Source organism: Actinokineospora lacus (genome assembly GCF_053813445.1).
Map to the genome: position 1 here is coordinate 39,280 of NZ_JBQERA010000019.1, position 22,746 is coordinate 62,025.

23 protein-coding genes and 2 pseudogenes are annotated in these 22,746 nt (G+C 66.5%); 14 read left to right on the forward strand and 11 right to left on the reverse strand.

Annotation, left to right across the window (positions count from 1 at the left end; all coding sequences use genetic code 11):
- Positions 1–129: 129 nt before the first annotated feature.
- A complete protein-coding gene (locus ACTG9Q_RS31555; RefSeq protein ID WP_455576607.1) occupies positions 130–330 on the forward strand; it encodes a hypothetical protein in 201 nt (66 codons plus the stop codon).
- 361 nt (positions 331–691) lie between these two features.
- Here ACTG9Q_RS31555 and ACTG9Q_RS31560 read toward each other — a convergent pair whose 3' ends face one another.
- The 4 genes from ACTG9Q_RS31560 to ACTG9Q_RS31575 form a co-directional block, all read right to left on the reverse strand.
- Positions 692–1,612, reverse strand: coding sequence for a phosphotransferase family protein (locus tag ACTG9Q_RS31560; RefSeq protein ID WP_455576608.1), 921 nt, complete (start codon positions 1,610–1,612; stop codon positions 692–694).
- Positions 1,613–1,617: 5 nt separating this feature from the next.
- A complete protein-coding gene (locus ACTG9Q_RS31565; protein WP_455576609.1) occupies positions 1,618–2,130 on the reverse strand; it encodes a glycine-rich domain-containing protein in 513 nt (170 codons plus the stop codon).
- 388 nt (positions 2,131–2,518) lie between these two features.
- The gene (locus tag ACTG9Q_RS31570) at positions 2,519–2,704 is read right to left on the reverse strand and encodes a hypothetical protein (RefSeq protein ID WP_455576610.1); all 186 of its coding nucleotides are present in this window, start codon (positions 2,702–2,704) and stop codon (positions 2,519–2,521) included.
- Between the two features lie 72 nt (positions 2,705–2,776).
- The gene (locus tag ACTG9Q_RS31575; protein WP_455576611.1) at positions 2,777–2,965 is read right to left on the reverse strand and encodes a hypothetical protein; all 189 of its coding nucleotides are present in this window, start codon (positions 2,963–2,965) and stop codon (positions 2,777–2,779) included.
- Between the two features lie 121 nt (positions 2,966–3,086).
- Here ACTG9Q_RS31575 and ACTG9Q_RS31580 point away from each other — a divergent pair, with 121 nt between their 5' ends.
- The 8 genes and pseudogenes from ACTG9Q_RS31580 to ACTG9Q_RS31615 all read left to right on the forward strand — a co-directional run bounded on the left by ACTG9Q_RS31580 (position 3,087) and on the right by ACTG9Q_RS31615 (position 7,460).
- The gene (locus ACTG9Q_RS31580) at positions 3,087–3,230 is read left to right on the forward strand and encodes a hypothetical protein (protein ID WP_455576612.1); all 144 of its coding nucleotides are present in this window, start codon (positions 3,087–3,089) and stop codon (positions 3,228–3,230) included.
- A 370-nt stretch (positions 3,231–3,600) separates the two neighbouring features.
- Positions 3,601–4,041 (forward strand): NUDIX domain-containing protein, encoded by a 441-nt coding sequence (locus ACTG9Q_RS31585; RefSeq protein ID WP_455576613.1) that lies wholly within the window; start codon positions 3,601–3,603, stop codon positions 4,039–4,041.
- Positions 4,038–4,409 (forward strand): annotated as a pseudogene (locus tag ACTG9Q_RS31590) (RNA polymerase sigma factor); the annotation flags it as partial. The gene ACTG9Q_RS31585 and the pseudogene ACTG9Q_RS31590, both read left to right, overlap by 4 nt.
- 113 nt (positions 4,410–4,522) lie before the next feature.
- On the forward strand, positions 4,523–4,771 hold the full coding sequence (locus tag ACTG9Q_RS31595; RefSeq protein WP_455576614.1) for a zf-HC2 domain-containing protein: 249 nt from the start codon (positions 4,523–4,525) through the stop codon (positions 4,769–4,771).
- Between the two features lie 35 nt (positions 4,772–4,806).
- Entirely contained in the window at positions 4,807–5,274 is a 468-nt protein-coding gene (locus tag ACTG9Q_RS31600) for a helix-turn-helix domain-containing protein (RefSeq protein ID WP_455576615.1), read from the forward strand.
- A gap of 477 nt (positions 5,275–5,751) precedes the next feature.
- Positions 5,752–6,222 (forward strand): hypothetical protein, encoded by a 471-nt coding sequence (locus tag ACTG9Q_RS31605; RefSeq protein ID WP_455576616.1) that lies wholly within the window; start codon positions 5,752–5,754, stop codon positions 6,220–6,222.
- A 516-nt stretch (positions 6,223–6,738) separates the two neighbouring features.
- Positions 6,739–7,026: a hypothetical protein gene (locus tag ACTG9Q_RS31610; RefSeq protein WP_455576617.1), complete on the forward strand. Its 288-nt coding sequence runs from the start codon at positions 6,739–6,741 to the stop codon at positions 7,024–7,026.
- Between the two features lie 167 nt (positions 7,027–7,193).
- Positions 7,194–7,460, forward strand: coding sequence for a hypothetical protein (locus ACTG9Q_RS31615; RefSeq protein ID WP_455576618.1), 267 nt, complete (start codon positions 7,194–7,196; stop codon positions 7,458–7,460).
- Positions 7,461–7,552: 92 nt separating this feature from the next.
- Here ACTG9Q_RS31615 and ACTG9Q_RS31620 read toward each other — a convergent pair.
- From ACTG9Q_RS31620 to ACTG9Q_RS31645, 6 genes and pseudogenes are all read right to left on the reverse strand, one after another.
- Positions 7,553–8,053: pseudogene (locus ACTG9Q_RS31620) on the reverse strand (M50 family metallopeptidase); the annotation flags it as partial.
- 272 nt (positions 8,054–8,325) lie between these two features.
- Positions 8,326–8,475 carry a hypothetical protein gene (locus tag ACTG9Q_RS31625; protein WP_455576619.1) on the reverse strand — a complete coding sequence of 50 codons (150 nt, stop codon included), beginning with the start codon at positions 8,473–8,475 and terminating at the stop codon, positions 8,326–8,328.
- A 212-nt stretch (positions 8,476–8,687) separates the two neighbouring features.
- On the reverse strand, positions 8,688–8,912 hold the full coding sequence (locus ACTG9Q_RS31630) for a hypothetical protein (RefSeq protein WP_455576620.1): 225 nt from the start codon (positions 8,910–8,912) through the stop codon (positions 8,688–8,690).
- Positions 8,913–9,031: 119 nt separating this feature from the next.
- The gene (locus tag ACTG9Q_RS31635) at positions 9,032–9,331 is read right to left on the reverse strand and encodes a hypothetical protein (protein ID WP_455576621.1); all 300 of its coding nucleotides are present in this window, start codon (positions 9,329–9,331) and stop codon (positions 9,032–9,034) included.
- A 159-nt stretch (positions 9,332–9,490) separates the two neighbouring features.
- The gene (locus tag ACTG9Q_RS31640) at positions 9,491–10,435 is read right to left on the reverse strand and encodes a phosphotransferase family protein (RefSeq protein ID WP_455576622.1); all 945 of its coding nucleotides are present in this window, start codon (positions 10,433–10,435) and stop codon (positions 9,491–9,493) included.
- Positions 10,436–11,411: 976 nt separating this feature from the next.
- Positions 11,412–12,950: a recombinase family protein gene (locus ACTG9Q_RS31645; protein ID WP_455576623.1), complete on the reverse strand. Its 1,539-nt coding sequence runs from the start codon at positions 12,948–12,950 to the stop codon at positions 11,412–11,414.
- A gap of 381 nt (positions 12,951–13,331) precedes the next feature.
- Here ACTG9Q_RS31645 and ACTG9Q_RS31650 point away from each other — a divergent pair, with 381 nt between their 5' ends.
- Complete coding sequence (locus ACTG9Q_RS31650; RefSeq protein ID WP_455576624.1) at positions 13,332–13,685, forward strand: DUF4365 domain-containing protein; 354 nt, start codon at positions 13,332–13,334, stop codon at positions 13,683–13,685.
- On the opposite strand, the gene ACTG9Q_RS31655 is transcribed toward ACTG9Q_RS31650, so the two are convergent.
- Positions 13,664–16,894 (reverse strand): NACHT domain-containing protein, encoded by a 3,231-nt coding sequence (locus ACTG9Q_RS31655; protein WP_455576625.1) that lies wholly within the window; start codon positions 16,892–16,894, stop codon positions 13,664–13,666. The two genes, ACTG9Q_RS31650 and ACTG9Q_RS31655, sit on opposite strands and share 22 nt — an antisense overlap.
- Positions 16,895–17,277: 383 nt before the next feature.
- On the opposite strand from ACTG9Q_RS31655, the gene ACTG9Q_RS31660 reads away from it, so the two are divergent.
- The 4 genes from ACTG9Q_RS31660 (at position 17,278) to ACTG9Q_RS31675 (ending at position 22,726) form a co-directional block, all read left to right on the forward strand.
- A complete protein-coding gene (locus tag ACTG9Q_RS31660) occupies positions 17,278–17,550 on the forward strand; it encodes a transposase (RefSeq protein ID WP_455576626.1) in 273 nt (90 codons plus the stop codon).
- Positions 17,551–17,670: 120 nt separating this feature from the next.
- Entirely contained in the window at positions 17,671–18,063 is a 393-nt protein-coding gene (locus ACTG9Q_RS31665) for a transposase (protein ID WP_455576639.1), read from the forward strand.
- Positions 18,064–18,278: 215 nt separating this feature from the next.
- Positions 18,279–21,080, forward strand: a complete 2,802-nt coding sequence (locus tag ACTG9Q_RS31670) for a DUF4365 domain-containing protein (protein WP_455576627.1) — start codon at positions 18,279–18,281, stop codon at positions 21,078–21,080.
- Positions 21,081–21,397: 317 nt separating this feature from the next.
- The gene (locus ACTG9Q_RS31675) at positions 21,398–22,726 is read left to right on the forward strand and encodes a hypothetical protein (RefSeq protein ID WP_455576628.1); all 1,329 of its coding nucleotides are present in this window, start codon (positions 21,398–21,400) and stop codon (positions 22,724–22,726) included.
- The last annotated feature ends 20 nt before the right edge of the window (positions 22,727–22,746 follow it).

A 22,746-nucleotide genomic window follows, 5' to 3' on the forward strand; every position in this document is an offset into this window, starting at 1 on the left:
TGCGCCGGTACCCGTTCATGAGGGGACTCCGGCGCGGACCCGAGATCCGGCCCGTGCCTCTGGCGCGGATCCGACTCGGTCCCCCGTGCCCCTGGCGAAAGCCAGGCGGAACGAGGAGAGGAAAACTCCATGTCCGAGCGGGACGATTCCACCGGGTCCGAGCCTCCGGCTCACCCACGGAAGACCTCGCTGCAGCAGTACACGACCCTGGTGCCATACGTGGCGGACTTGGTGCTCGCGCTCATGACGATGAGCGAAAGCCCGGCCACCACTGTCGTGAGGGCCGGGCTGCTGCTCGTCCTGGTGCTGCTGGTTTACAGGCCTGCCTAGCACCGAGGTGAGTTAGGTCGAGGGCCGTCACCCGACCCTGTCGCTAGTCCCGGTGTTGGCGCACCGGGCAGACGGGGGACGGTGGCGGCCCTTCTTCCTGCGCGGATTTTCCGATTTCCGGTTGACCGGAAATTTTTCGGTGTTCCGGAAAACGGTAATCCCGCACCCACAGGCTACCCCGCCCAGCGCGAGACGATCGAGATAGGGTCGCGCTAACCGACCTGCCGGACCGCCCCACACGCAAGACGTCCACGCTGCCCAGGAACGACCACAACAGCCAGCAACGCCATCAGCCCTGGTCGAGCCGGAAAGTACTGAATCGATCTTGCCGCCGCAGAACGCTGACCAGGTTCAGCCGGTGTCAGTGCGTGGAGGTCGAGACCGGGTAGCGCGTCAACCGCCACCGGAGATGGTCGCGGGCGAGTTGGGCACGTCGGGGTGATCCAGGGCCGCCTGTGACGGCCAGGTGGGTCCAGAACCCGGCGACGTAGGCGGTCCACGCCGTCAACGCCGACCCATCGACATCGGCGAAGGTGCGCCGGGCGTAGGCCCAGGTCTCAGCGGCGTCAGGAGTGTGGCCTGCTTCGATGAGGCGCAGCATCACGAACGCCGTGTCGATCCACGCGGCGCCGGCCCCTGGGAAGCCCCAGTCGATGACCTTCGCGGAGCCATCGGGGGTGATGAGGATCTGGTCGCCGTGCAGGTCGGTGTGCAGGAGCCGGTCCCCGTCCACCAGGGCGGGGACCAGCTCGCTGAGCCGGGTCATCTCGGCGATGTCGAAGCCGACGATCGTATCCGGGGCCAGGGCTGCGACCCGGTGCCACCAGTCGGTCGGGGCCCACCTCTGCCGCAACGGCCGCATCCCTCCCGCGGGCAGAGCGGCGATCGCCTCGACGGCGGCGGCGACCAGGGGCAGGTCCGGAGAGCCAGGGGCAAGGTGGGCCGAGCGGCCGGGGACGTGCTCGAACCCGACGACGAGCCAGTCCCGGCCCGTCTCGGCGGCGTCGAGGTCGGCGTGAAACAGCACCTGGGGGGCGAGACCCACGGCCACGGTGTTGCCGGTGATCTCATTGCGCAGCCACCGCATCCTGCGGTCGACCCCGGCCACCGCCTTCACGAACACCCGACCCCTGTCGACCAAGCGCAACACGGCAACGAAGTCGCCGGCGCTGCCTTCCTCGACCTGTTCGACCTCCGCGACCGCGCCGACATGCCGCTCGACGGCGTCGCGAACCGCGCAGGGCAGCTCCTGCCACGTCACCGACGCCGTCGCCTCACCCAATACAGTCACCTCGGGTCTTTCTTGCGGCCGTCGGTGTTCTCGTTGCCGTCGCGGCCGGAGTTGGTGCAGTTGCCGTCTTCATGACATGGCCCGCACTTGGCTCGCAACGGCCACAGCTCACCGTCCACGACGAACCCCGCCGCCGTGATCGCCTCGATCGTACGGCCGACCGTCCCCGGCTCGCGGTCACCAGGCGCGGTGGGTGGGTCGTCGGGGACGTGGTGCACGAACTCGCCCGCAAGTTCGCGGCACAGCCGGGCGTAGAGCCGGGTGTCCAGGATCAGCTGGTGCCAGCCCAGATCGACCATCGGGCTCGGTACCAGACCACGGCCCGGCTGCCGCCCGACAGCGGCCAGGAACGCCAACGCCTGATCCACGATCCGCTCCGCCACTGGAGCGACCTGCGGATGGTCGAGCGCCAACCGCGCGGACACCCGCGCGAACACCACCGGATCGACCAGATCACGACCACGACGAGACATGACGACAGCGGTCACATGCTCCTCCAGACGCTCCAACCCCGAACCCGAGCGTCACACGCTACGCGCACAAACCACCACTCAGCGTCCACACAACGAGTGGTTTCCGCCCACAACCCACCACACCCAGGCCAAAGCAGGTCACCCCATCAACCGAAGCAACCCGCCTTAGCCCGGAACGGTCATGGCACGCCGCACCGCGCCGCCTGAAGGTCACTCAAATGTCGAGCAGCCAGAATGAGGTGAAGCAACAACTTGATGGTGCGCTTGCACCGCGGCCGCACCGACAACCTTCGGTACCAGTTCCCCAACGTGCTTCGCCACGACCCCACCGCCCCGACTGATCTTCGTCCTGGCCGTGGTGGTCCAGCTCCCCCCACCACTTGCCCGCAGCCGCCGAAGCCCTGGCCCACCTCATCGCCCTGCCTCAGCTGGTCAACAGCGGCTCCGTGCGTCCTTCCGCCGGGGCCGGGCAGACTCCGCTCCCCCGGCGGCCGAGGTGGGCGAGGCGGTGCGATTGGTCGCGGTCACGTGGCTGGTCCTGGCCCAGGACCACGCTGTCGATGTCGCCCGAGGTGCGCGGGTCCAGGTCGGCGCGCCACGCCCTCGCCATGGGCGGGGCGCTCCCGCCGAGATCGCAGTTCGCGCCGTCGAGATCGACCGCGGGCCGCTTGGCATGGGTTTGTCAGGGGCGCATGGTCGCGCGTGCGCCGAGGTCGTCGTTGTCGCGGTGCCTGCTGCTGATGGACTGCGGTCTCGCCGCGCCGGCCAAGTTGCCGAGGCCGCTTCTGAGGCGCCGAGAACGGACTTCGAGAACGTAGAGAACGCCCAAAAGAGCTACCACCAGCACGGCCATGATGATGAAGAGCGGCATGGTTCTCCCTGGACAAGGGCACGCTCCGGACGTGCCGGTTCTCTTGAGGCTAGGGGCATCCACGCGCCGAGGACAGGAACTTGATCGGGACTTAGGGAAACCGGCGTCGGAGGACTCGTCCATGGACCGAAACGTTTCGACGCCCCTCGCCCACATCTCCCCCGCGCACAGCGAGAACATCAACTTCTCCGGCGCGATCAAGGACAGCATCCAAGCCACCCTCGCCGTCCTGATCCCCGAAGCCCGCAACGAGGTCACCCACTGAACCCACCTCCTCCAGCCAAATGCCCTGCCCCCTCGCCGCAGCGTCGGCCAGGGCTCTACTCCAGGTGCGGATGCCAAGATCGCGGCGCGCGGCGTTGTCGCCCTCTAATCCCACCCCTCACCCGACGCCGCGCCGCCCACCGCATCCTCGAACACGGCCACACCATCGAGCAGGGCACGGCCGAACCCGGCGAGCCGTGACCGACCCCGGCCAAGTGGTCGACCGCGGGCGGGCCCGCGCGCCGCAGCCAGTCGACAGGCGCGGGCCCGAAAGGATGACGGCCACCAGACGACGAGCAGGAAGGGCCCCGGGGTGGCCGAGGACAACGAGGGCCGAGCGGCGACGCGATGGCGTCGCCGTCACCTATCACGTGCTCGCCCCGCCCGCGGTGACCATGCTGGCGGTCACCAAGCGGTACGAGGTGGTGATGACCCGGCAGTGGATCTACACCCTGGGGTGCGACCACTGGCGACTGCCCAGCGGCGCGGTCGACCCGCAGGACACCGACGCGGCCGAGGCCGCGCACCGCGAACTCGCCGACGAGACCGGCCTCCGGGCCTCGACCTGGACACACCTGGGCCGGGTGCACGAGGCCATCGACGTCACCAACCGGGCCGTCGACGTCTTCCTGGCCATGGGCCTGACCCAGGGAGCGGCCAACCTGGAAGGCGGAGAGGCCGACCTGACCCACAAGCTGATCCCGTTCACCAAGGCCATCGCCTGGGTGGAGAACGGCTGGATCACCCACGGGCCCAGCGCCTACGCGGTGCTGCGCGTCGCCCAGCAGATGCACCGGGACGCGAGCCCATGACCAGGGCCCTGGTGGACGCGGTCCGCGCCGGCGACACCGGCGCCTACACCCAGCTGTACCGGGAGCACCACGACGCGGCCCACCGTCAAGCCCGACAGCTCACCCGGACCCCGGCCGACGCCGACGACCTGGTCGCCACCGCCGTCATCCGCGTGCTGGAGACCCTGGGCAGAGGCCGCGGGCCCACCTCCGACCGGCAGTTCCGCGCCTACCTGCTGACGACGATCCGCCACCTCGCCTACGAACGCACCCGGCGAAACTGCCGCATCAGGGTCAAGCCGTACGCCGATATCACCGAGGCCGCCCCGGAGGCGATGGTGGCGCGCGACCTGGACACGGCCCTGGCGGGGCTGGAGCGGGCGATGGTGCGCGCGGCGTTCGCCACGCTGCCCGAGCGCTGGCAGCGCGTGCTCTGGCACACCGAGATCACAGGCCGGCCCCCGCCGAGGTCGCGCCCCAGCTGGGACTCTCGCCCGACGGGGTGTCCTCGCTGGCCCGCCGCGCCCGCGAGGGCCTGCGCCAGGCATATCTCCAACAACACCTCCAGCGCCCCCCGGCCCGAGGCCGGTGCCAGGCCGCAGCAGACCGCTTCGGCGCCTGGACGCGCGGCGGCCTGTCCACACGGGACCACGCCGCGGTACGCGGCCACCTCGCCGTGTGCGCCCCCTGCCGCGGCCTGGCCGCCGAGCTGGCCGACGTCGCCGACGGCCTGGCACAGACAGCGGCCTGACAGAAACTCACCCCCGGGCACGACGGGAGAACCACATGACGTCAGCGGCAGAGGTCGCGCGCGCGGTCGGACAGGAGATCCGCCGAGCGCGCTCCGCCCTCGGCTGGACCAGGGCCGACCTGGTCGAACGGATGGACTCCGACATGCACGTGCAGACCATCGCCAGCTACGAACAGGGCACCCGGCACTGCACCGTCGCCCGGCTCGTGGAGATCAGCCGCGCCCTGGGCACAGTGGCGCCGGAGCTGTTCGCCTTCGCCCTGCAACGCGCCGAGATCGACCTCGACCGCACCGGCGTGCGGGTGGACCTGCACGCCATCACCGGCGACCACCGCGCCGAACTCGCCCCCTGCGGGTCTGGGCCCGACACCGGCTGGAACACGACGTCGACAAGTCCGGCCTCGCTTGGCTTGAGCCGACGGTGGTCCAGAACATGGCGCACTTCTGCCGACTGCCCCGCACCGCGATGTTCACCGTCCTGGTCGGCTTCACACCCGAGCTGATCACCCGCCGCGCGTAACTCACCCGGCATCAGCCGGGAGCATCCCGCGCTGTGGGCAGAAAAAAAGCCGCCAAGGGTTACCTCTTGGCGGCGATGCGGAAATCGACCTAGCAAGTCTGACCGCAGCTCAACGATACCGCTGATCATCTGAGAGGCAGCTCGGTGAACGGAGCTATCCACTCCGACCGCGACGACGAGATCACCTGCACCCAAACATGATCACCCACACGCCATACAACCGATCACCGGGTTACGAGACATCCCTTAGAACGCATCGCCGCTGACCGAATCCGAATCATTCCGATCATCGCAGCCGCCACCAGCACAAACCAACTGTGACGATCTCCTGGGGTCCTCCCGGTCGGCACACGACCTTGCCTACGTTAGAATCGAAGGGCAGCACTACCGGGGAGGGCGCGTGGCCGGGCGTAGCGTTCCATATGGAGGCTCGTCCGGGACAGGATGTGCGCTTCTTGTCGTGGCGATAAGCGCCCTCCTTGCCTACTTCATCGTCACATCGGACCCGACTGAGGGGCTGGATTACGCATCCGGCGATCAACCCGAGGAGATGAAGCGGTCAATCTGCTTCAGTGACTCCGGTCCCTGCCCGTCGACCGGCTTCGAATGGGGCATCCCCGCGTCAGGTGTCATCAGGACACGGTTCGAACGGGAGGATATCGACGACCGCACAGAGCTTCGAGGCTGGTTCCGCCTGGAGGCGGTGGTGTTGGTTCAGGAAGAGGTTCGAGACTGCCCGACCGTGGTGGACTGGTCGCTGCTGGCGGACGGCAAGCCCGTCGCGCAGGGCACGGTCACAGCCGGCAGCGACGACCAGGAGGTCACTGGCACTCCGCCGCGCGATGCCCGGTTCATCGTGCTCACCGCGCGGCGCACAGACTCTTTGGCCTGTCACTCCACCTTTCAGTGGATCTACGGAGGCCTGGACTGACGACATGGCCTCACGCCGACCGCCTCCGCGACATCCGTCCCAATGTTGATCTGCGGTTAGCGTGTCTCCCTTCTCCGATCTCGTGTTCGGCGTCCCAGGCCGAGTAGGTCAGGGTCTGCCAAGTCGGTTTCGCTGTTGAACGGCTTTCCCGGCGCGGCGAGGAGCACCTTCGCGACATCGGTGCCCAGGTGCCGTGACGAGCACCAGCACGACTTTGCCGACCCCCTGGCACCCCACCCGGGTCGACAGGTTCCCGATCACGCCCGTTGAAGGCGGCACGGCAAGCCAACCGACGTCCTCAGGTCGGGAGGACGAGCGCCGTCACTCGCCCGCTGACACGGCTGACGACAAGCGTCAGGGAAGATGATCGACCATGAGCCGCACAACACGTCGAACTGTGGCCGTCGCGGCCGTGGTGGTGGCGCTGCCGCTGGTTTCCCCTCGGGATGCCCTTTTTCTGACCCGAGCAAGGCGTGCGGGATCACCTACGCGGGCCTGAGCGTCCAAGGCGGCCTGGTGGTCGACACGGTGCGACCACACTGCTCCCCCAGCCCTCGGTCCCACGATCTTCGGGCGCAACTTCAGTTCAGCGTCGGTGGGCAGTGGCTCGACCGGGGCCGCACCGCGGTTCGGGTCACCATCCCCGACGCGGCGGGGTTCGCCGTGGAACTCGGCGCGCCGTGCCAGGAAGGCGTGTGGCGCACGCGGGTCGTCACCGATGGCATCGGCCCCGGGGGGACGCCGTTCACCTACACCGACACCGGCGCCGAGCGGGAGTTCTCCCTGGTCGAGTGCGCGCGCTGAGCAGGGTTGCCCTGGTGTAGGACAATCAGGGTGTGCAGACCCCGACGCTGACCGGCACGCGCGTGCGATGGCGCGGGCGGATGCCGATGACCTTGACGACGACCGCATATCAAGCCACCAGCTTGGCCGGTGACCCGCGACCGCCAGGCCCAGATGACGTCCACGAGTTGACCGAGGGCGACCACGGCGTCGTCGGGGAGCTGGTGAGCACCGATCCCACGGCCGGGCACATCTACGTCGTGCGCTGGGACGCGGGCAGCGAGATCACCACCGAGCTGCCCTCCCGGCTGATCGAACCCCTCGACGCCCATCCCGCCGCCGAGATGCCCCTTCCGCGTCGCTATGCCGAGTTCAGCCCTCCGGGCACGTGGGCGCGTATCCGCAGCACGATCAGCCGCGCCGTCCTCGGCACCGCCCGCCGCAGGGTCCACTAGATCAGGTTCATGCGTGACAACGGGCCTGCGGAGTGAGTGCGTGTCGCCGCCGAGCACCAGACCGCCGAGCACGCCGGTTCAGACGGCCCGCCTCACCCCCACAGCAGCGGCGCGGCCGTCCACACCGCCCAGCCGATCAGCGCGTACCAGCCCAGAATCCAGACCACGCCGGGGATGCGGGTCGCCTCGGCCAGGTCGTCGGCATCGTCACTGCCGCCTCGGCCGTTCCAGCGTGCCCGGATCAGCACGGCCAGGGCGGGGATTTCCGAGACGAGCAGCAGCCAGGCCAGGCAGTGGGCGACCCAGTGCTGGGCCGGCAGGGAACCCCAGTGCAGCACGGCGAAGCATCCGCCGCCGACGGCCAGGACCACGGCGAGGGTGACCAGGTCGCGGGTGACCAGCAGCACCAGGCCCGCGATGACCACGCCGACGGTGAGCACGAGCGGGGTGTGACCGCGGGAGATCAGCGACGCCGCGCCGAGGCCGAGCAGGGGCGGCATGGCGTAGCCCGCGGCCGAGATGACGATGTCGGCCAACCGTGAGGTGTACCAGGTGTGGGTGCTGCCGCTGTCGGGGGTGCGGACCTCGATGAGGTAGACCCGCCGCCGGTGGCCACGCTGGCCAGGGCGTGGCCGAACTCGTGGGCGAGGGTGCCCACACTGTTGACCAGGTGCAGCAGCGAGCCGACGCGGCCTGTGGTGGGGGCCAGGGCGGTGGCCGCGATCAACAGCGCGATCAGCCCGGCCCCGACCACGACCACGGTGTCGGGCAGTGGAACGGGATCAGTCACCGACACGCGCGCCCCCGCGGCGACGGTGTCCGGTGTCAAGGGCCAGGACGTCGAGCACGGGCCGGGTCCGGCCGGTCAGGGGCGCGGTTCCCGCCGGGTGTCGCCGCCGGGGCCCGGGTCGGGGGGATCGTTGGCGGCATCGATCTCCGCGTCGGTGGGCAGCGCCACCCCGAAGTGGGCGGCGAGGGCTTCCACGGTCAGGCGCGTGCGGATGAGCTCCCGCATGGGGTTGTGGAGATCCTTTCGAGCCGTGACGCTGATCAGTCAAGGGTAGAGGCCCTGATCTGAATCCGGGCGGGGTGACGCGGCCGCCGCGCCCGTCCCTCCCGAGGGCGCGGCGTGGTCGCGTAACTGGCCGTCGACGAGCCACGCGCACAGCCGCTCCGGTGCCGGCCACCAGGACGCCGCGGGGTTGTCCGGGCGGTTGTCGAGGCTGGTCAGCACGGGGCGGGGTCCTCGGCCGCGGTGGTGGCCTGGGCCGGGTCGGGGGTGATGAGGGCGAGCGCGGCCAGGGGGCCCTCGAGCTGGACGTGGTCGAAGTCGGCGAGGGCCTGGCCGAGGTCGACTGGCACCCCGGCCGCCACGCTCGCGGCGAGCTGGAGCAGCCGCGTGGCCCCGACCGGCCCGAAGGAACCGGCGCGGCCACGGGCCCATGCGGCCATTGCCGTCCAGTCGGAGACCTGGGCCGAGGCCGTCCCGCCGTGGATGCCGGGGCGGTAGTGCGGATCTTGAACATCCTTTGTCCGTCTCCGGACCTCACCCCGGCTTACGTGTTACTCGTCTAGGTCTGGAAGGTGCAGGTGCTGCCGGCGATTGTCCCTTGGGGGGTCAACGAGTAGGTGGCGCAGGTGGCCACAGCGTTCGAGTAGGTGGAGAACTGCGGAAGGGGTGGGGAGTACACGTGATTCCAGACCATGAGCGTCGCGAGCTGGAAGACGTAGGGCGAGCCCGCGTCGACAAAGCCAACGCAGCTCGCCGTGGTGAGGGACCGGCTGTTGAGCGCCGTGAAGCCGCTTGTGCAGGACGTGGTGGTGGCTGCGTTGGCCGCGGGTGCGACGAGGAACGCGGACGCGGTGAACACCGCGCCGAGGACGAGAGAGCGACGTAGCAGCGCTGTCGGTGACATGTACGACCTTCCCGAGATGGTTGCCCATCAGGTAACCGCATCGGAGATCGACCGACCTACAGCCGTACGAGTGGTCATGGAGCGGTCGCCCACATCGTGAAGGCACCGTCTGCGTTAGGAAGCGACGGTTGCGGGGATGTGCGTGCGGTGAGCGGTTGGGCTTTCGTCGGTGGTCCAGCGGTGGCCGAGCCAGGCCAGGGCGGCGTCGGCGAGGTCGGGACGGAACCCGCCTTGATGGGCGCGGTGCAGCCAGATGCCGGTGATGGTGGCGAGCAGGGCCAGGCGCTCTGCCGGGTCGGGGCGGTCGTTGCGTTGGGCGTGGTTCACCCAGTCGGCCGCGGCCGCGGGGGTGTGGCCGGCGGCGATCAGCCGGGGGCCGAGCCATTCGGATTCTGCCCAGGCCGGGCCGGTGCAGGCCCATGCCCAGTCGACCACGGTCGTGCGCCCGTCGGGGCCGATGATCCAGTTGTGGGGGTTGAGGTCGGTGTGCAGGAGGGTGCTCCCGCCCAGCTCGCCGACGGCCGCGTTCGCGGCGACGAGCTGCTCGAGGCCGTCGCGGGCCCAGTCGGGCAGGGTGGGCGGGGGGTAGTCGCGGTATCGGGCCCAGACCTGCCAGTCCTCCAACCTCGCGGCGAGGGTGCCCAGACCGGCGGCCGGGGGTGGGGTGAGCGCGCGGGGGAAGCGGGCAAGCACGTCGGCCAGCAGCGGCAGGTCGGGCGAGCCGAGGGCGAGATCGGCGGGGCGTCCGGGATGGTGTTCCATCCCGAGCAGCCACCAGCCCCCGGCCTGGACCTGCCAGAGCAGGCGCGGGCCCAGGCCGGGGGGCAGCGCGGCCAGCGTGGTGGCTTCCCGCTCGAACATGGCCAGCAGGTACGGGGCGGAGCCGAGCGGAACACCCTTGCAGAACACCCGCCCGCCGTCCTCGACGTCGAGGACGACGGCAACAGCCGAGTTCACCCCGGCCGACACCGGGCGCGCGTCGACCACCGCGGCGGCGCACACCTCGGCCACAGCCGCGGTCGTAGCGGCCGGGAGGTCGGCCCAGGTGACTCGATCCATTGTCGTCTCCGTCCTGTCGGTTCGAGCAGGTATCGCGGTGGTTAGTGGGCCGGGGGGGCGTCCTGCGGCGCATCCGGACTCACCGCAGGATGCGGTGTCCCCGGCCGCCCAGAAGGCGGGATTGACGACATATCCGGCGGCGCGGATGGCCGCCACGGTGTCGGCGAGGGCGTCCGGTGCGCCGGGGGTGTCGGTGGGGTCGTGGTGCAGGAACCGGCCCGCGACGCGCCGGCAGAAGTCGGCGTAGTCGCGGGTGTGCGCGACCCGGGACGGCAACCGACCCGACACGGTGACCAACGGCCCCACCGCAATGCGCGAGGACCGTCCCGCCTATCTGTCCACCCGCACAGTGAACTCCTGCCGCACAGCCGGATGCCCATGGTGTTGGCACCGAGATGGGGACCGGAGCGACGCTAACAGCCACCTACCAGGTCACCGGGAGTCGTACCACCAACGGGGCAGGACAACGGCATCGACGACGACAACCCAGGCCTGGACACCTCGACGCTGTGGTACTTCGCCCGCGCGGCGGGAGATCAGGTGGGCTACATCTCCGCCGTCTGGATCTCCCCCGGGCAACGGACGGGACTGGGCCTGCCCACCTGCTGAGCGGTCGCGGACCAATAGGCCTTCCGCAGTGACTCAGGGCAGAAGACGAGCGGGGGATGACCTCGCTGACCACGGCGTCAGCGTTCCTGTCGCGCTCGGTGGAGCTCCACCATTCAGTCCGAATGATGAATTTACTGGCCTGCGAAACTGGCCGCGACAACCCGAGTACCACCAGATGATGAGGAAGCCGAGACTTCTCCACCACTCCGCGTGGGAGATCTCCCTCATTTGCAAGCTGGCAGATCTCCCTGTCATACTGCACTTATGACATCTCATGCCCAGTTGGGCGTGGGATATCTCCCACGTTTCTGTGTCTCGGATTCGGCACGTTCTTATCCCACGGATTCACCAGAGTCCGTGGGATGTTCTATGTGGGCAGGTCGCCGTTGTCCAACGACTGTAGCCGACGAGTCCCAACCGCTGTACTCGTTTGGGTGGGCGTGTCGTTCGATCTTGCGCTCGTCGGACCTGGATCTGGCGGCTGAGGGATTCCTGGGGTGTAGATCATGGCCGTCTGTCCGGCCAGCGGAGGTCCAGGCGCATCGGGCGGCTGCTCAGCTGGTCGGAGGTGCCATCTGCCCTGTCCTCCGCACACGACGACCAGCCCGGCGGTGCGGAGCCGCGTGGCCTTGTCATCGTTGGACGCCGCCAGGCTCCAGTCGGACATCGCCCGTCGCAGTAGCGTCGGCAGGTCGTCGAGGACCTGGTCCTCGCGGACGTTGACGATGCCCAGGCCGTTCTCGGGACGCGGGTTCGAGCTGCTATAGCCATGCCGACACCGATAGCCCGGGCGCCCGTGCACCCAGTGTGGCTCCAGCCGCCGCTGGCACACCTGGCACACCAGCAGCCCGGTGAGCGCGTAGGCGTGGGTGCTGCCGTCCTGGGCGGTACGGGCCGCGCGCATACCCTGGATCGCGAGGAACGTGTCCTCATCGACCAGCGGCTCGTGCGCGATCCGCTCGGAGAACACCCATTCCGACACCGGGTTGCACACCACCCGCCCAGAACCTCGCCCACCAGCGCGTCCACCCTCGCCGTGACCGACGGTGGACTGCCGATTCCAGACCTGACGCCCGGTGTACCGCGGATTCCCTAGGATCGCCTGCACGGTCGTCAACGACCACCGCTCCCCCGACCTATGCGGATTCCGCGCCCGATCCGCCGCCGACGGACACGGCGCCCCGCGCGCATTCAACTCCCGCACCAGCGAGGCGACCGAGCGGCCTTTCGCGCGTTCGGCGAACAGCCACCCCACCCACGGAGCCGTCGCCGAATCCGGCACCAACACCTTCACCCGACGCCCCCACCTCGCGTGGACTCGGTTCGGATGCGGGCCACCATCGACCAGCATGTACCCGTACGGCGGACGACCCCCGAGCTGGCGGCCCTGCTCCTGGGCCTGCACCACCATCGCCTCTTTCGCCCGGACCCGCGCCCGCGCCACCTCGCGCTGCGCCTGCGCCCCGAGCAGCACCATCAACGCCTGATGCACCGGGCTGTCCAACTCCACCGGCCCACTCGCCTCCGGCAACCACACCTGAACACCCAGCGCATTGAGACGAGCAACGATGTCCCAAAACTGATCACCGTGAAAAGCTCGCTCGTACTCCCCCACCACCACCGCGTCAAACTCACGATCCGGACGCTCCGCCGCCGCCAACAACGCCGACGCCGCAGCACGATCCGGCCACGCCCACCGACGCGACCGACCCTCATCGAAAAACTCCACCGTGATCCGACCGAACCCCTCGATCAGCTCAACGGCCACCGCACGCTGCCACCCACGCGAGGTATGCGGATCCTGAAACCCGAACGTCGACATCCGACCATAGAACGCAAACCGCAGACCCCCGCACGGCTCCACACCCACCTGACGCGGCCTACGACGCTCAACCAACGCCGCCACGAATCCGTCCCGCCCACACCAACACCTCCCAGCAGAGGAACAATCCCCGCCGAGACGCAGACCCACACCGACCAATGACGCCAGCCACAGCCCAACCACCCGAACAGAGTAGCGAGACGGTATGGCCACTGGGTATGTCGAAGATCGGAAACAGGCGAGGTCTCGTGGACACCTAGCGGTGGCGAGGCGGTTCGACCTGACCGATGCGCAGTGTGCAGCCCTGGAGCCGTTGCTGCCTGCGCCGAAACGGCAGGGTCGACCGTCGTCATGGAGCACGCGGCAGTTGATCGATAAGATCCGGTGGCGGATCGGGTGGGGCCCCGATCGGCACCGAGTTGTTGATCATGGTGAACGACCGGAACTTGTCTAGCCCTGGGTGTGGTGTTAGGCGCCCAGGCTAGACCGGCCAGTCATTCTTTCTCCCGACCCAAACGCGACGCGGGCGAGGTGGTCGGGTGGTGGTTCACTGACGAGGACGATGAGCATTCCGAGTACTGGCTGACGCACTCGCTGCCTCACCTGCTGGTGATGCACGACGAGCACACCGAGCGGTCCTACTGGGTCATGCTAACCCGGAAGGTCGTGGTGTCCACCGGCAAGGGCCGCAAGGTACTGGTGCCTGCAGCGAACCTGCTGGACGGCGAGCACCTCGACGAACTCATCGGAATCGCCGAACTCCTCGCATCAGAGCTTCCACCGTCTGAACTCGCCCACTACTGGCGCGCAAATCCGTAGCGAACCATATCCACGAAAGCGTCGAGCCCATATTCGAAATGTTCGCCAAGGCGTAATTCGCGTTCAATTCTTCGCCTCAATTCGCGCAACCGTAGTTCAGAAAGAAGCGGTGCCGAAGTGTCATCCCGATCTGGCTTGTGCAAAACTTTCTCGGCGGCAAGAAACAATGCAGGCACCCACCGCATCTTATAGCCGCGAGCAGATCTGAGCTCAGGGACGTCATCGATCAGCCGCGTGTACTTGGCTACATAGAGCGCAAAGAGTGAAATGTCGGCGAACTCGTCGCACGCGCTACGAAAGTACAGCCTTATCCACACGAGCGTCTCAGCGTACAAAAGCTTTCCGTGGCGACGAAATAGATAACGAGAAATCGCGGACTTAAGCAGGGCGGCTAGCGGCGGTTCCAGGTCGCCTATTTCTCCTGCGGCGTTAAGGTACAGTTGCACGACGTCTTCATCGGGAGAGGCTGACTGTTCGGCCCAATAGAACAAGTATCCAATTACACGAATCACGGGATCTTCCGATCCCGTTGGCAGGGGCCGACCGAGCACGGCTGCGCCGATGTGGTAAGCAACCCGATCTCCATCATTTTTCGTAAATCTGAGAAACGTCGCCTCGGCGATGAGGTTAAGGTGTTCCCCCTCTCTCAAAGTAAGCCTGCCTGAATTATCTAGATCGATCGTTCTACATATCGACTCCCACGCAGAAGAGCCTAGGGTGTGTCGCCATAGCGAGACGGTTGATCTCCACCAGTCCTCTCCATGTACAGGCGGGGCGGTAGTCTCGATTCGAATCATGCAGTCGTCGGCGAAGAGAACTTTGAGCAGCACGAGGTTGGCCGAGTACGCGGCCATCTCGCGAACCCGATCAACCGCAATTGGTCGATACTGAGAGTAGATCCGCACACCCGTATAAGTTCGGTAACCGTCGAGGACCTTCTGAATAGCGGCAACGCATTCTCGTCGAATAGTCGGGTCGATCTGACTAATGAGTTCACGGATAAAGTTCACTACAGTGCGACGTGTGGTCAAAGTCTGATGACTAAGCAGGGCGAACAGTAAATCGTCGTCGATACCGCGCCCGCCCTGCCAACTCTTCTTAGGCCGCTCTACCGTTTCAGTCAATAATCTCACACAAAAGTGGGCAACGAGATACTCGCCGAACGTCGCATGCAAGAACTCAAAGGCTCGTCGCATGTCGTCAGGTCTATGACTGTCGACCTCAGGTGTATAAACAAAGAAGAACTTGCCGATGGTCTCTTGGCCAACTTGCGATAGCAGACTTGCCGTTCTGCTATCGGCGACGTCAGAGACGGTGAGAGCAATCAGGTCGGCGCCTAGTTCATGGTCCTTGATGTACAATTGATCCCGATTGAACATGGCGAACGCGGCTATGCCGAGCCGCCACATCTGATCTTCCACGAGATCCTCTATTTGCATCAACCTGCCGATCTCGCCAGCTTTGTTCACTTCGCGCTGAACAAAGCTAGTGAGTATTCTTCCATAGAAGCTAGCCCCTGAGAGGCGCGGGCCGATCTCTTCTGCTTCCGGATCAGATGCATACAACGCAAGCATCAGAAGAAGCAGCGGCTGACACGCAAGGTCACGGACCTCTAAAGCGGCCGCTAAGGTTAGCTCGCCTATTCTCTGGGTCCCAATCGCATCACGGTTACGGTCACGCCAAGCGGTCAGCCATTTTCCGATCTGACCGTCATCAAAGCCCTCGAGCTTGACGATGGTAGAACTGGGCGAGATCCGTACGCGATCCGCGACAACAGTTCTCGAGGTGACGATCACCGCGATTGGGCGATCCTGGTCAGCCTCCCGACGCTGAAACTCAGCGACATCTTGCAGGTAAGCCGATCGACTTGTTGTTGATGCCTGAAGTAGTTCATCGAGACCATCGAGAATTACAACGCGACTCGTATAGTAATCCTCATCTACCAGATCGGTCCAACTTACTCGGCGATTCGTGACCGCATCAAGTGCTTGCTGAATCTGATCGAGTATCGGTGCCTGTGCATCAACGCGCCGCAGAGGAACTCTGACCGTAGTAAAGGCCCAGTCGGGCAGTCGGGCCGCGAGCACACGCGCTAGCAACGACTTGCCTGCACCCGGATGCCCGAGGATTAAAAGGGGCTCAAGCACGCTTTGCGGTGACGAAAGGTAAGCTGCGATGAAGAGATCGAAGTCGTCGAGAATCTCCTGAGTGCGCCACCAGTTTTCATCCGCCGGTCTCGAAACCGAGGCACGGGTTGTCCTGAACCTCGGATTCTGATAGATCTCTTCGATGGTCGGCAATTCTACTGGCCCGATATGGTCGAGCATGCCGCCAGAGATAATCGGATCGGTCAATGCGGACCGATTTGCGCGATTCACGCTAGACCGAGCTTTCGAACCAGGGTCGGCCCGAGAGCTGTTTAGTTGGGCAAGCACTTCTTGCAATCTACCAAGGGATGTAGCCTGCTTCTCGATTGCGACTCGAAGTGTGCCATGGGATTCATCCAGCGCTCTGCTAGTCTGAGCGCTATCGGAGAGCGAGGCCCACAAGTAAAACTCTGGCACGTCTCTTGCAAGATCGAGGAAGTAGCTGGTGTACCTCTTGGCGGCCCTCATGGGAATTTGCCGAATATCGGCTTGTACAGTCGACTGCTTGGCGATCCTTGGCCAAGCCTTCAGACCGTCGAGGAATATCAGCACCCCGTCTTGGAGCTTCGAATAGAAGGCGCGAAGCACGTCGTTGTCACCTAGGCCTCCGGCGAGCGGCACGGGGATTGCCGCAGTGGAAAGGATCCCAACGAACTGATCGGCGTTGCCGTTATTTCGCGCCCCGGTTGCGAGCAGGGCCTTTTCTTGGTCGGTTAATGCGAGTTCGCGATATTCGTCCTTCTTCAGACATGTCCGGAAGGAGTCGAAATACGCAGCTACCACGATCACGGCGTGCGCAGCTGTGATTAGTTCGTGGCGTTCGAAACCGCCGACCTGGTTCATGCGTGCGCTTGTCGCATCAAGAAGGCTTCGTGTCAGCCCAACGGCTTCATTCTTTTGGTCAACAAACCCCCACGCGGCAGCAAACGCCGTAGCTGGACTCGCCAAGATTAGTCCACCCAGTAGTCCGTCAATCGACTTCAGGATCCGCTGGTCGGTCTTTCCGAGGAGACGAAGCGCGCCTCGGTACGTTAGCGGTGGAGCGCTCGCCATAGCGTCCATCCTTTCGCCGAAGTAGAGCTTGTTGAGCTGAGCATCGACGGGTCGACTTCTGATGCTTCATGCTGATCTTAGTCGATTACCTCGCACGGTGCGTGTCACCACTGCGGATGCTGCGGGCGCGAAGCCAAGTCGTGTCAGTCACGGGCCCGTTCGGCCGAGGTTGTTCCAGGCCATGGCCTCGCCGTAGTGGTCGCCCACGTCTGTCAAGACGTTTAGTGCGTTGTTCTGTGCGGTGAGGGCAGCGTGGTGGCGCCGGCCGTAGCGCCAGGCCGAGGTTGTTCCAGGCGAGAGCCTCGCCTTCCCGGTCGCCGATGCGGGGGTCTGCTGCACGGATGGGTGACATCTGAGTTGGCTTGCGTGATGGTGAGCTGGAGGATGTCGCAGTGCCCAAGCCCTACCCCCAGGAGTTCCGCGACGACGTCGTGCGGGTCGCCCGTGACCGCGAGCCCGGCGTGACCGTCGAGCAGATCGCCAAGGACTTCGGGGTCCATCCGATGACGTTGTTCAAGTGGTTGCGTCAGGCCGAGGTCGAGGCCGGTGCCAAGCCGGGTGTCACCCGCGGTGAATCGGCCGAACTGCGGGAACTGCGACGCCGGAACAAGTTGTTGGAGCAGGAGAACGAGGTCCTGCGTCGTGCGGCGGCGTACTTGTCGTAGGCGAATCTGCAGGGCTACCGCGTTGCTGGCCGAGCTCCGCGCCATGGGCTACACCGGCAGCCACAACCTCCTGGTCCGCTACCTCAACCAAGGACGACACCTCGACGAACGTCCGCACCCATCACCACGCCGCGCCAGCAGGCTGCTGCTGACCGACCGGAGAACCTCAACGACCGGCAACGCGAACGCGTGGAAGGCTTGGCCGCAGCCTGTCCCGAGATGACGGCACTGGCAGGCGTAGTCGGCTCATTCGCCGCCCTGCTCATCCCCCATCAGGACAACCCAGCCCGGCTGGCGGCCTGGAGTGCCACCGCGCGCAAGGCGGACCTGCCGCACGTGCACTCCTTCGCCCGAGGCATCGACCAAGACCACGACGCCGTCACCGCCGCCATCACCCTCGCGCACCACAACGGACGCACCGAAGGCGTCAACACCAAGACCAAACTGCTCAAACGGCAGATGTACGGCAGAGCAGGCTTCGACCTCCTCCGCCACCGCATCCTCCTCGGCTAACCCCACTACCGAAGTGCGCCAGAGCCGCTCGTTTGACAGACCCATCAGGGAGCCGTCCTGGCTCCACGCCCAAGCGGTAGGAGGGTCTAGCGTGGTGCCACACCCGAAATAGACACGTGCATCGCGACCCGCGCATGGGCCGGATACACGAGGTGGTGTGGCGGGCTCGTGGAGCCGAGTCCTCTATCAAGCGCCGGATCGGCTTTACTGGTGAGGTGCGGCAGTCAGAGACCAACCAGCTCGGGGCGATCGGCGAGCAGGCGGTGAGCCTTGCCCTCACGAAGTTGGGGTGGGGCGTGGTCAAATCACCGACGGAGTTCGATGTCGGCACCGACTTGTTGATCATGGTGAACGACCGAGGTTTGTTCAGCCTGGGTGTGGTGTTGGGCGCGCAGGTCAAGACCGGCCAGTCGTTCTTCTCCCGGCCCGAGCGCGATGGGGCAGGCGAGGTCGTCGGGTGGTGGTTCACCGACAAGGATGACGAGCATTCCGAGTACTGGCTGACCCACTCGCTGCCCCACCTGCTAGTGCTGCACGACGAACGCACCGAGCGCTCCTATTGGGTCATGTTGACCCGCAAGACCGTGGTGCCCACCGGGAAGGGCCGCAAGGTGCTGGTGCCAGCGGTGAACCTGCTGGACGGCGAGCACCTCGACGAACTCATCGAGATTGCCCTGGCCGGCAAGCCGCGCCCGAACTGGGAAGGAAGCGCGTGGACCGCTGCCGACCGCGTACCGCAGGCAGACATGGTGCGGCACGCTCTGCTGGTTCCGCGCCTGGTGGCACCGAGCCCCCACAGCCCGCGTGAACAGGAGATCAGCGCAGCGCAGGTACTGGCGATGCTCGTGGAAGCGCGGCTGGACGACATAGACGATCAGATAGGGCGATTCCAGAAGCTGCCCAGTCCGCGGACGTGGGCGTCATCTCCCGACTGGTACTGGCGGTTCGCGGGCGCATTCCACCAGCGAGTCACCACGAGCGCGGTGGACCCGATGCTGGCACTGCTCGACTCAGCCCCGAATGCGTCCGCTCGGTCGGCGGTGTTGGCGGTCTCGGCGGCGGCGATGCTGGATGCCGCCCAGGCGAAACGAGCCTTGGACCTGCTGACCGACGAGGTCGACTCGGACGCGGATACGGTGGACCATGCCTGGCTGCTCGTGCAGTACACCCGCGCCTGTATCGAGGTCGGCCGCATCGGTGACGCGCGAAGGGCGGCCGCCCGCGCCGTGTCGGACCGGAAGTGGGCGAGCACCGACGTGACCGCATCAGCGATCGCGGGAACGGCCGAGGAGCTGCTGTTCCGGGTGTCGGATTGGCGCTCGGCCGACTTCACGCGGGTCCTCGCCGGGCAGGACACCATGGCGGTCTGGTGGCGACACCAGCGCCTCGCCGACGGAGCCGCCGACGTCATCACCCAACAGTTCACCGCGTGGACCCGCCAGCAGGCCACCGTATTGTTCCGGGATGACATCGCGACGATGCGGTTGTTCACCGCCTCGATCCTGGCCAGCCATCTCGGCGATCACGCCGCCGGCGCCCGCTTCGCCGCACTCAACGCCGCACAGCGGTTGCTGCGCTGCGACAGACACGCGGCAGCACAAGACGTGGCGCACCTGCTGACCGACCTGCGGCTCAGCGGAGCGGAGAAGGAGCTTCGACAAGCGGTGGCGCGGGTGCTTGACGATGGTCCCGCAGAAGCGGTGACCATCGCCGCGGATGCCGTCGACTTCGGCAACTGGACACGCACCACCTGCGACGCAACGTTGACGCTGCTTCAGCGCGGCGGGGACGTGCTGACTACCGCCACCGCCACCCGCGCCGTCGCATGGCTGCTGGACACCCTGGACGACCCGACAACCTTCCTCACGCGCACCACGCCGAGGTTCCACGTGCTACCGCGATTGGTGGAGACCTTGGCCGGGGTCATCCCCGCAGCAACGTCCGACGACCACGAGCGCGTCGCGGACCTCGTGCTCGCTATTCCGCCCCAGCGCAACCACGTGCCCTCCGACGCTTGGCGCTCGGTGGTGAAAGCACTTCCTACCACGGTCTGGACACCAGAGCGGGCCGCCCGGGCCCGGGCGGCCGCACCCGGTCACCACGCACAACTGCGGCTGGCGTTGCTCGGTGTCGCCGCACGCGTCAACGAGCAGGCACAGCACGATCTACGCCGCACCCTGTCGCAGGACGGCGCCGCCGGGGTCAACGCGCTCGGGCCGGGCTGGCAGAACCTCACCGACGACGAGGTAACCGCGCTACGCGACCAAGCGGTGGAAACCATTCAGCGCCAAGTCGTCGACGCGAAGGCAACCGCCCATTCCATCTACGATCACGACCCGGCTGATGTCTTGGTATTGCTGAACCTGTTCTACCCGCACCTGGCTCGATGGGAACCGGTGTATGAGCTGCTCGCAGAACCGATGGTCGCCGGTGCGGACAAGGTCGGGTCCCTCCAACGGCTGGCCAACCACGCCAACCAGCTCCACCCGCACGTGCGCGGCCGAGTGCTGCAGATCGCCCGCGAGAACCTCGTCGGGCCGCCATCGCCACTCGACGATTACCCCTTGAGCCAGGATCCCCATGGCGCGACCGTTCGACTGATCGCCACCTTGAGCCGTGAGTCCGAAGAGACGGCCTCAGGTCTAATGACCCTGCTCGCTGGCGATGACACCGACCGCGCCCACGCCGTCGCCGTAGCCCAGCTCCTGCCCCGCCCCGCAGCGGTAGGAGCACTGGCCGCCCTGACTAGCGACCCACGCCCGCACGTGCGGGCGCTCACCGCATCCGCCCTGCTCAGGCTCACCCTCACCGAACCGGCTGACACACTCGCCCTGCACGCCCTCACCGCCGCCGCACACGACCCGGGAACCCGGGTGGCTCGGCGCATCAGCCTCTCGCTCAAGAACATGCCCGACATCCCCACCGAGCTCAAGCACGTGGTGTCCTCCCTGCGCGGACACATCTCGGCGACCGTCCGACATCACCTGCCCGACGTTCCGGACAGGACCTCGCCGTAGCCCTGCCTTGACCTCGGCCGACTCGCCTGAATTACCACACAGGCCACACAGGCCTAACTGCGGCGAGTCCACGACCACCACCTGCGGCCTGGCCCGCTCATTCCCGGCCGACCCGCCACCACCTCATGAGCCCGAAACACCGTTCGGAGCACCAAAAGCCACCGTCGCACCACCAGCGAACTCACCAACTTTTGACTGCTCCGGCGAGCGTCCTCACCCACCGGCAGGCAATGCAAGATCAGACGACCACGCACCTGATGGCATTGCTCACCCGCCGACAGGCAAGCTCTGTCGAACCCACGACCTACTATCGGTGGATGCTAGGCGAGATTCATCCGCGCGCGTACGCGCACTTGGTCGCCGCGCACTCGGCCCGGACGAGCCTGCTGGAGAGATGGTCGGAGATCCTGGACGAGGGGATCGTCGATGTGTCCGTAAGTTGCGGGTCGGACGGCATCGGGGCGATCGCGGTTCATGCGGCATGGCCTGATGGCAGCCGTGAGCGCTTGACCGAGTTGTTTCAGGAGGTCGTTGATCGGCTCTGGGATTGCCTGGACTCCCTGATCGAGGAGTCGGTCGAGATGTTCTCGGTGCGTCAGCGCGTGCGCGATCCCCAACAGCCGCGGTTCTTCCCCGTAGCCGACTCCGACGAAGGTCTGGCCGACTTGCTGGCCGAGTCGTGCCTGGACGGGATTCTGCGCGCCCAGTACAGGCTGATCCAGGTGTGTCAGCCGCACCGCGGGCCCGACACCAACCCACGCGTATCGGATCTTCGCACGGGGTTGCGTCGACTTCTGGCCTGGACGTTGGCGCTCGCTGATGGCGACCGGATGGGCGGCTTGGTCGCCGTCGGCAGCCCGACCATCGACGTGGCCGCGCCAGCGGCGGTGGTCTCCGTGCCCCCGCAGGTCCCTGGCCAGCTGGACGAGGAGTTCGTGGTCGCCCAGTTCACGCTGGATGGCTACACCGACGGCTGCCGACTCTCGGGGCGAGCTGACAGCCACGTCGACCTGGCCCTCACAGGATTCGAGCCGGACGGACCACAGGACACCTTCGCCGGGCATCTGCGCCAGGTCATGAACGTGGTCACCAGGCTCGTGGCGCTGTTCGAGATGTACGCCACCGAAGTGGCGGGGTCACCAGCGATCCCTGCGGTGGCCGACGTGGTGGAGCCGTGGGTTCCCGCCGAAGAGTCGGAGCAACGGTGGTTGCCCTCCGAGCTCGCCCAGTTGGCCACATCCGACTTCGGCGTCGGCATTGTGGCCAACACCGACTACTTCACCATGCTCATCACCACCGAGCAAGGCGTCCACGAACGCCGCATACCCGCGGCGACCAGGCTCAATCCCCACCTCGCCGCTGGCACCGCCGCCGAACGACTCACCCAGGACGCCGCGGCCACCTGGGGGCTACCCGACTTCGTCATCCCGCCCTCGGTCGAACGCAAAGGCCGCGGTGTCCGCGAGATCAGTGACGGACTGTGCACTCGCAGGCTGTTCGAGATCTCGTCGCTGCCCTGGCGGCTCGGTCGGTTCCTGCATTGGTGCTATCAGGCCGGGCTAATTCGGCAGGCCGGCATCGGCTATCAGTTCCGCCACCGCGAACTTCAGGACCACCTCGCCCATCACCCACAGCTGGCGGCATGACCCACCACCCCGATGACCCC

What these genes read in the sequence shown, in the direction of transcription:
- ACTG9Q_RS31655 (WP_455576625.1), bottom strand. Translation starts at nt 16,894, where the DNA reads ATGGACGCTATGGCGAGCGCTCCACCGCTAACGTACCGAGGCGCGCTT.
- ACTG9Q_RS31575 (WP_455576611.1), bottom strand. Translation starts at nt 2,965, where the DNA reads ATGCCGCTCTTCATCATCATGGCCGTGCTGGTGGTAGCTCTTTTGGGC.
- ACTG9Q_RS31630 (WP_455576620.1), bottom strand. Translation starts at nt 8,912, where the DNA reads ATGGCCGCATGGGCCCGTGGCCGCGCCGGTTCCTTCGGGCCGGTCGGG.
- ACTG9Q_RS31675 (WP_455576628.1), top strand. Translation starts at nt 21,398, where the DNA reads ATGCTAGGCGAGATTCATCCGCGCGCGTACGCGCACTTGGTCGCCGCG.
- ACTG9Q_RS31570 (WP_455576610.1), bottom strand. Translation starts at nt 2,704, where the DNA reads ATGGCGAGGGCGTGGCGCGCCGACCTGGACCCGCGCACCTCGGGCGAC.
- ACTG9Q_RS31580 (WP_455576612.1), top strand. Translation starts at nt 3,087, where the DNA reads ATGGACCGAAACGTTTCGACGCCCCTCGCCCACATCTCCCCCGCGCAC.
- ACTG9Q_RS31625 (WP_455576619.1), bottom strand. Translation starts at nt 8,475, where the DNA reads ATGCGGGAGCTCATCCGCACGCGCCTGACCGTGGAAGCCCTCGCCGCC.
- ACTG9Q_RS31600 (WP_455576615.1), top strand. Translation starts at nt 4,807, where the DNA reads ATGACGTCAGCGGCAGAGGTCGCGCGCGCGGTCGGACAGGAGATCCGC.
- ACTG9Q_RS31640 (WP_455576622.1), bottom strand. Translation starts at nt 10,435, where the DNA reads ATGGATCGAGTCACCTGGGCCGACCTCCCGGCCGCTACGACCGCGGCT.
- ACTG9Q_RS31555 (WP_455576607.1), top strand. Translation starts at nt 130, where the DNA reads ATGTCCGAGCGGGACGATTCCACCGGGTCCGAGCCTCCGGCTCACCCA.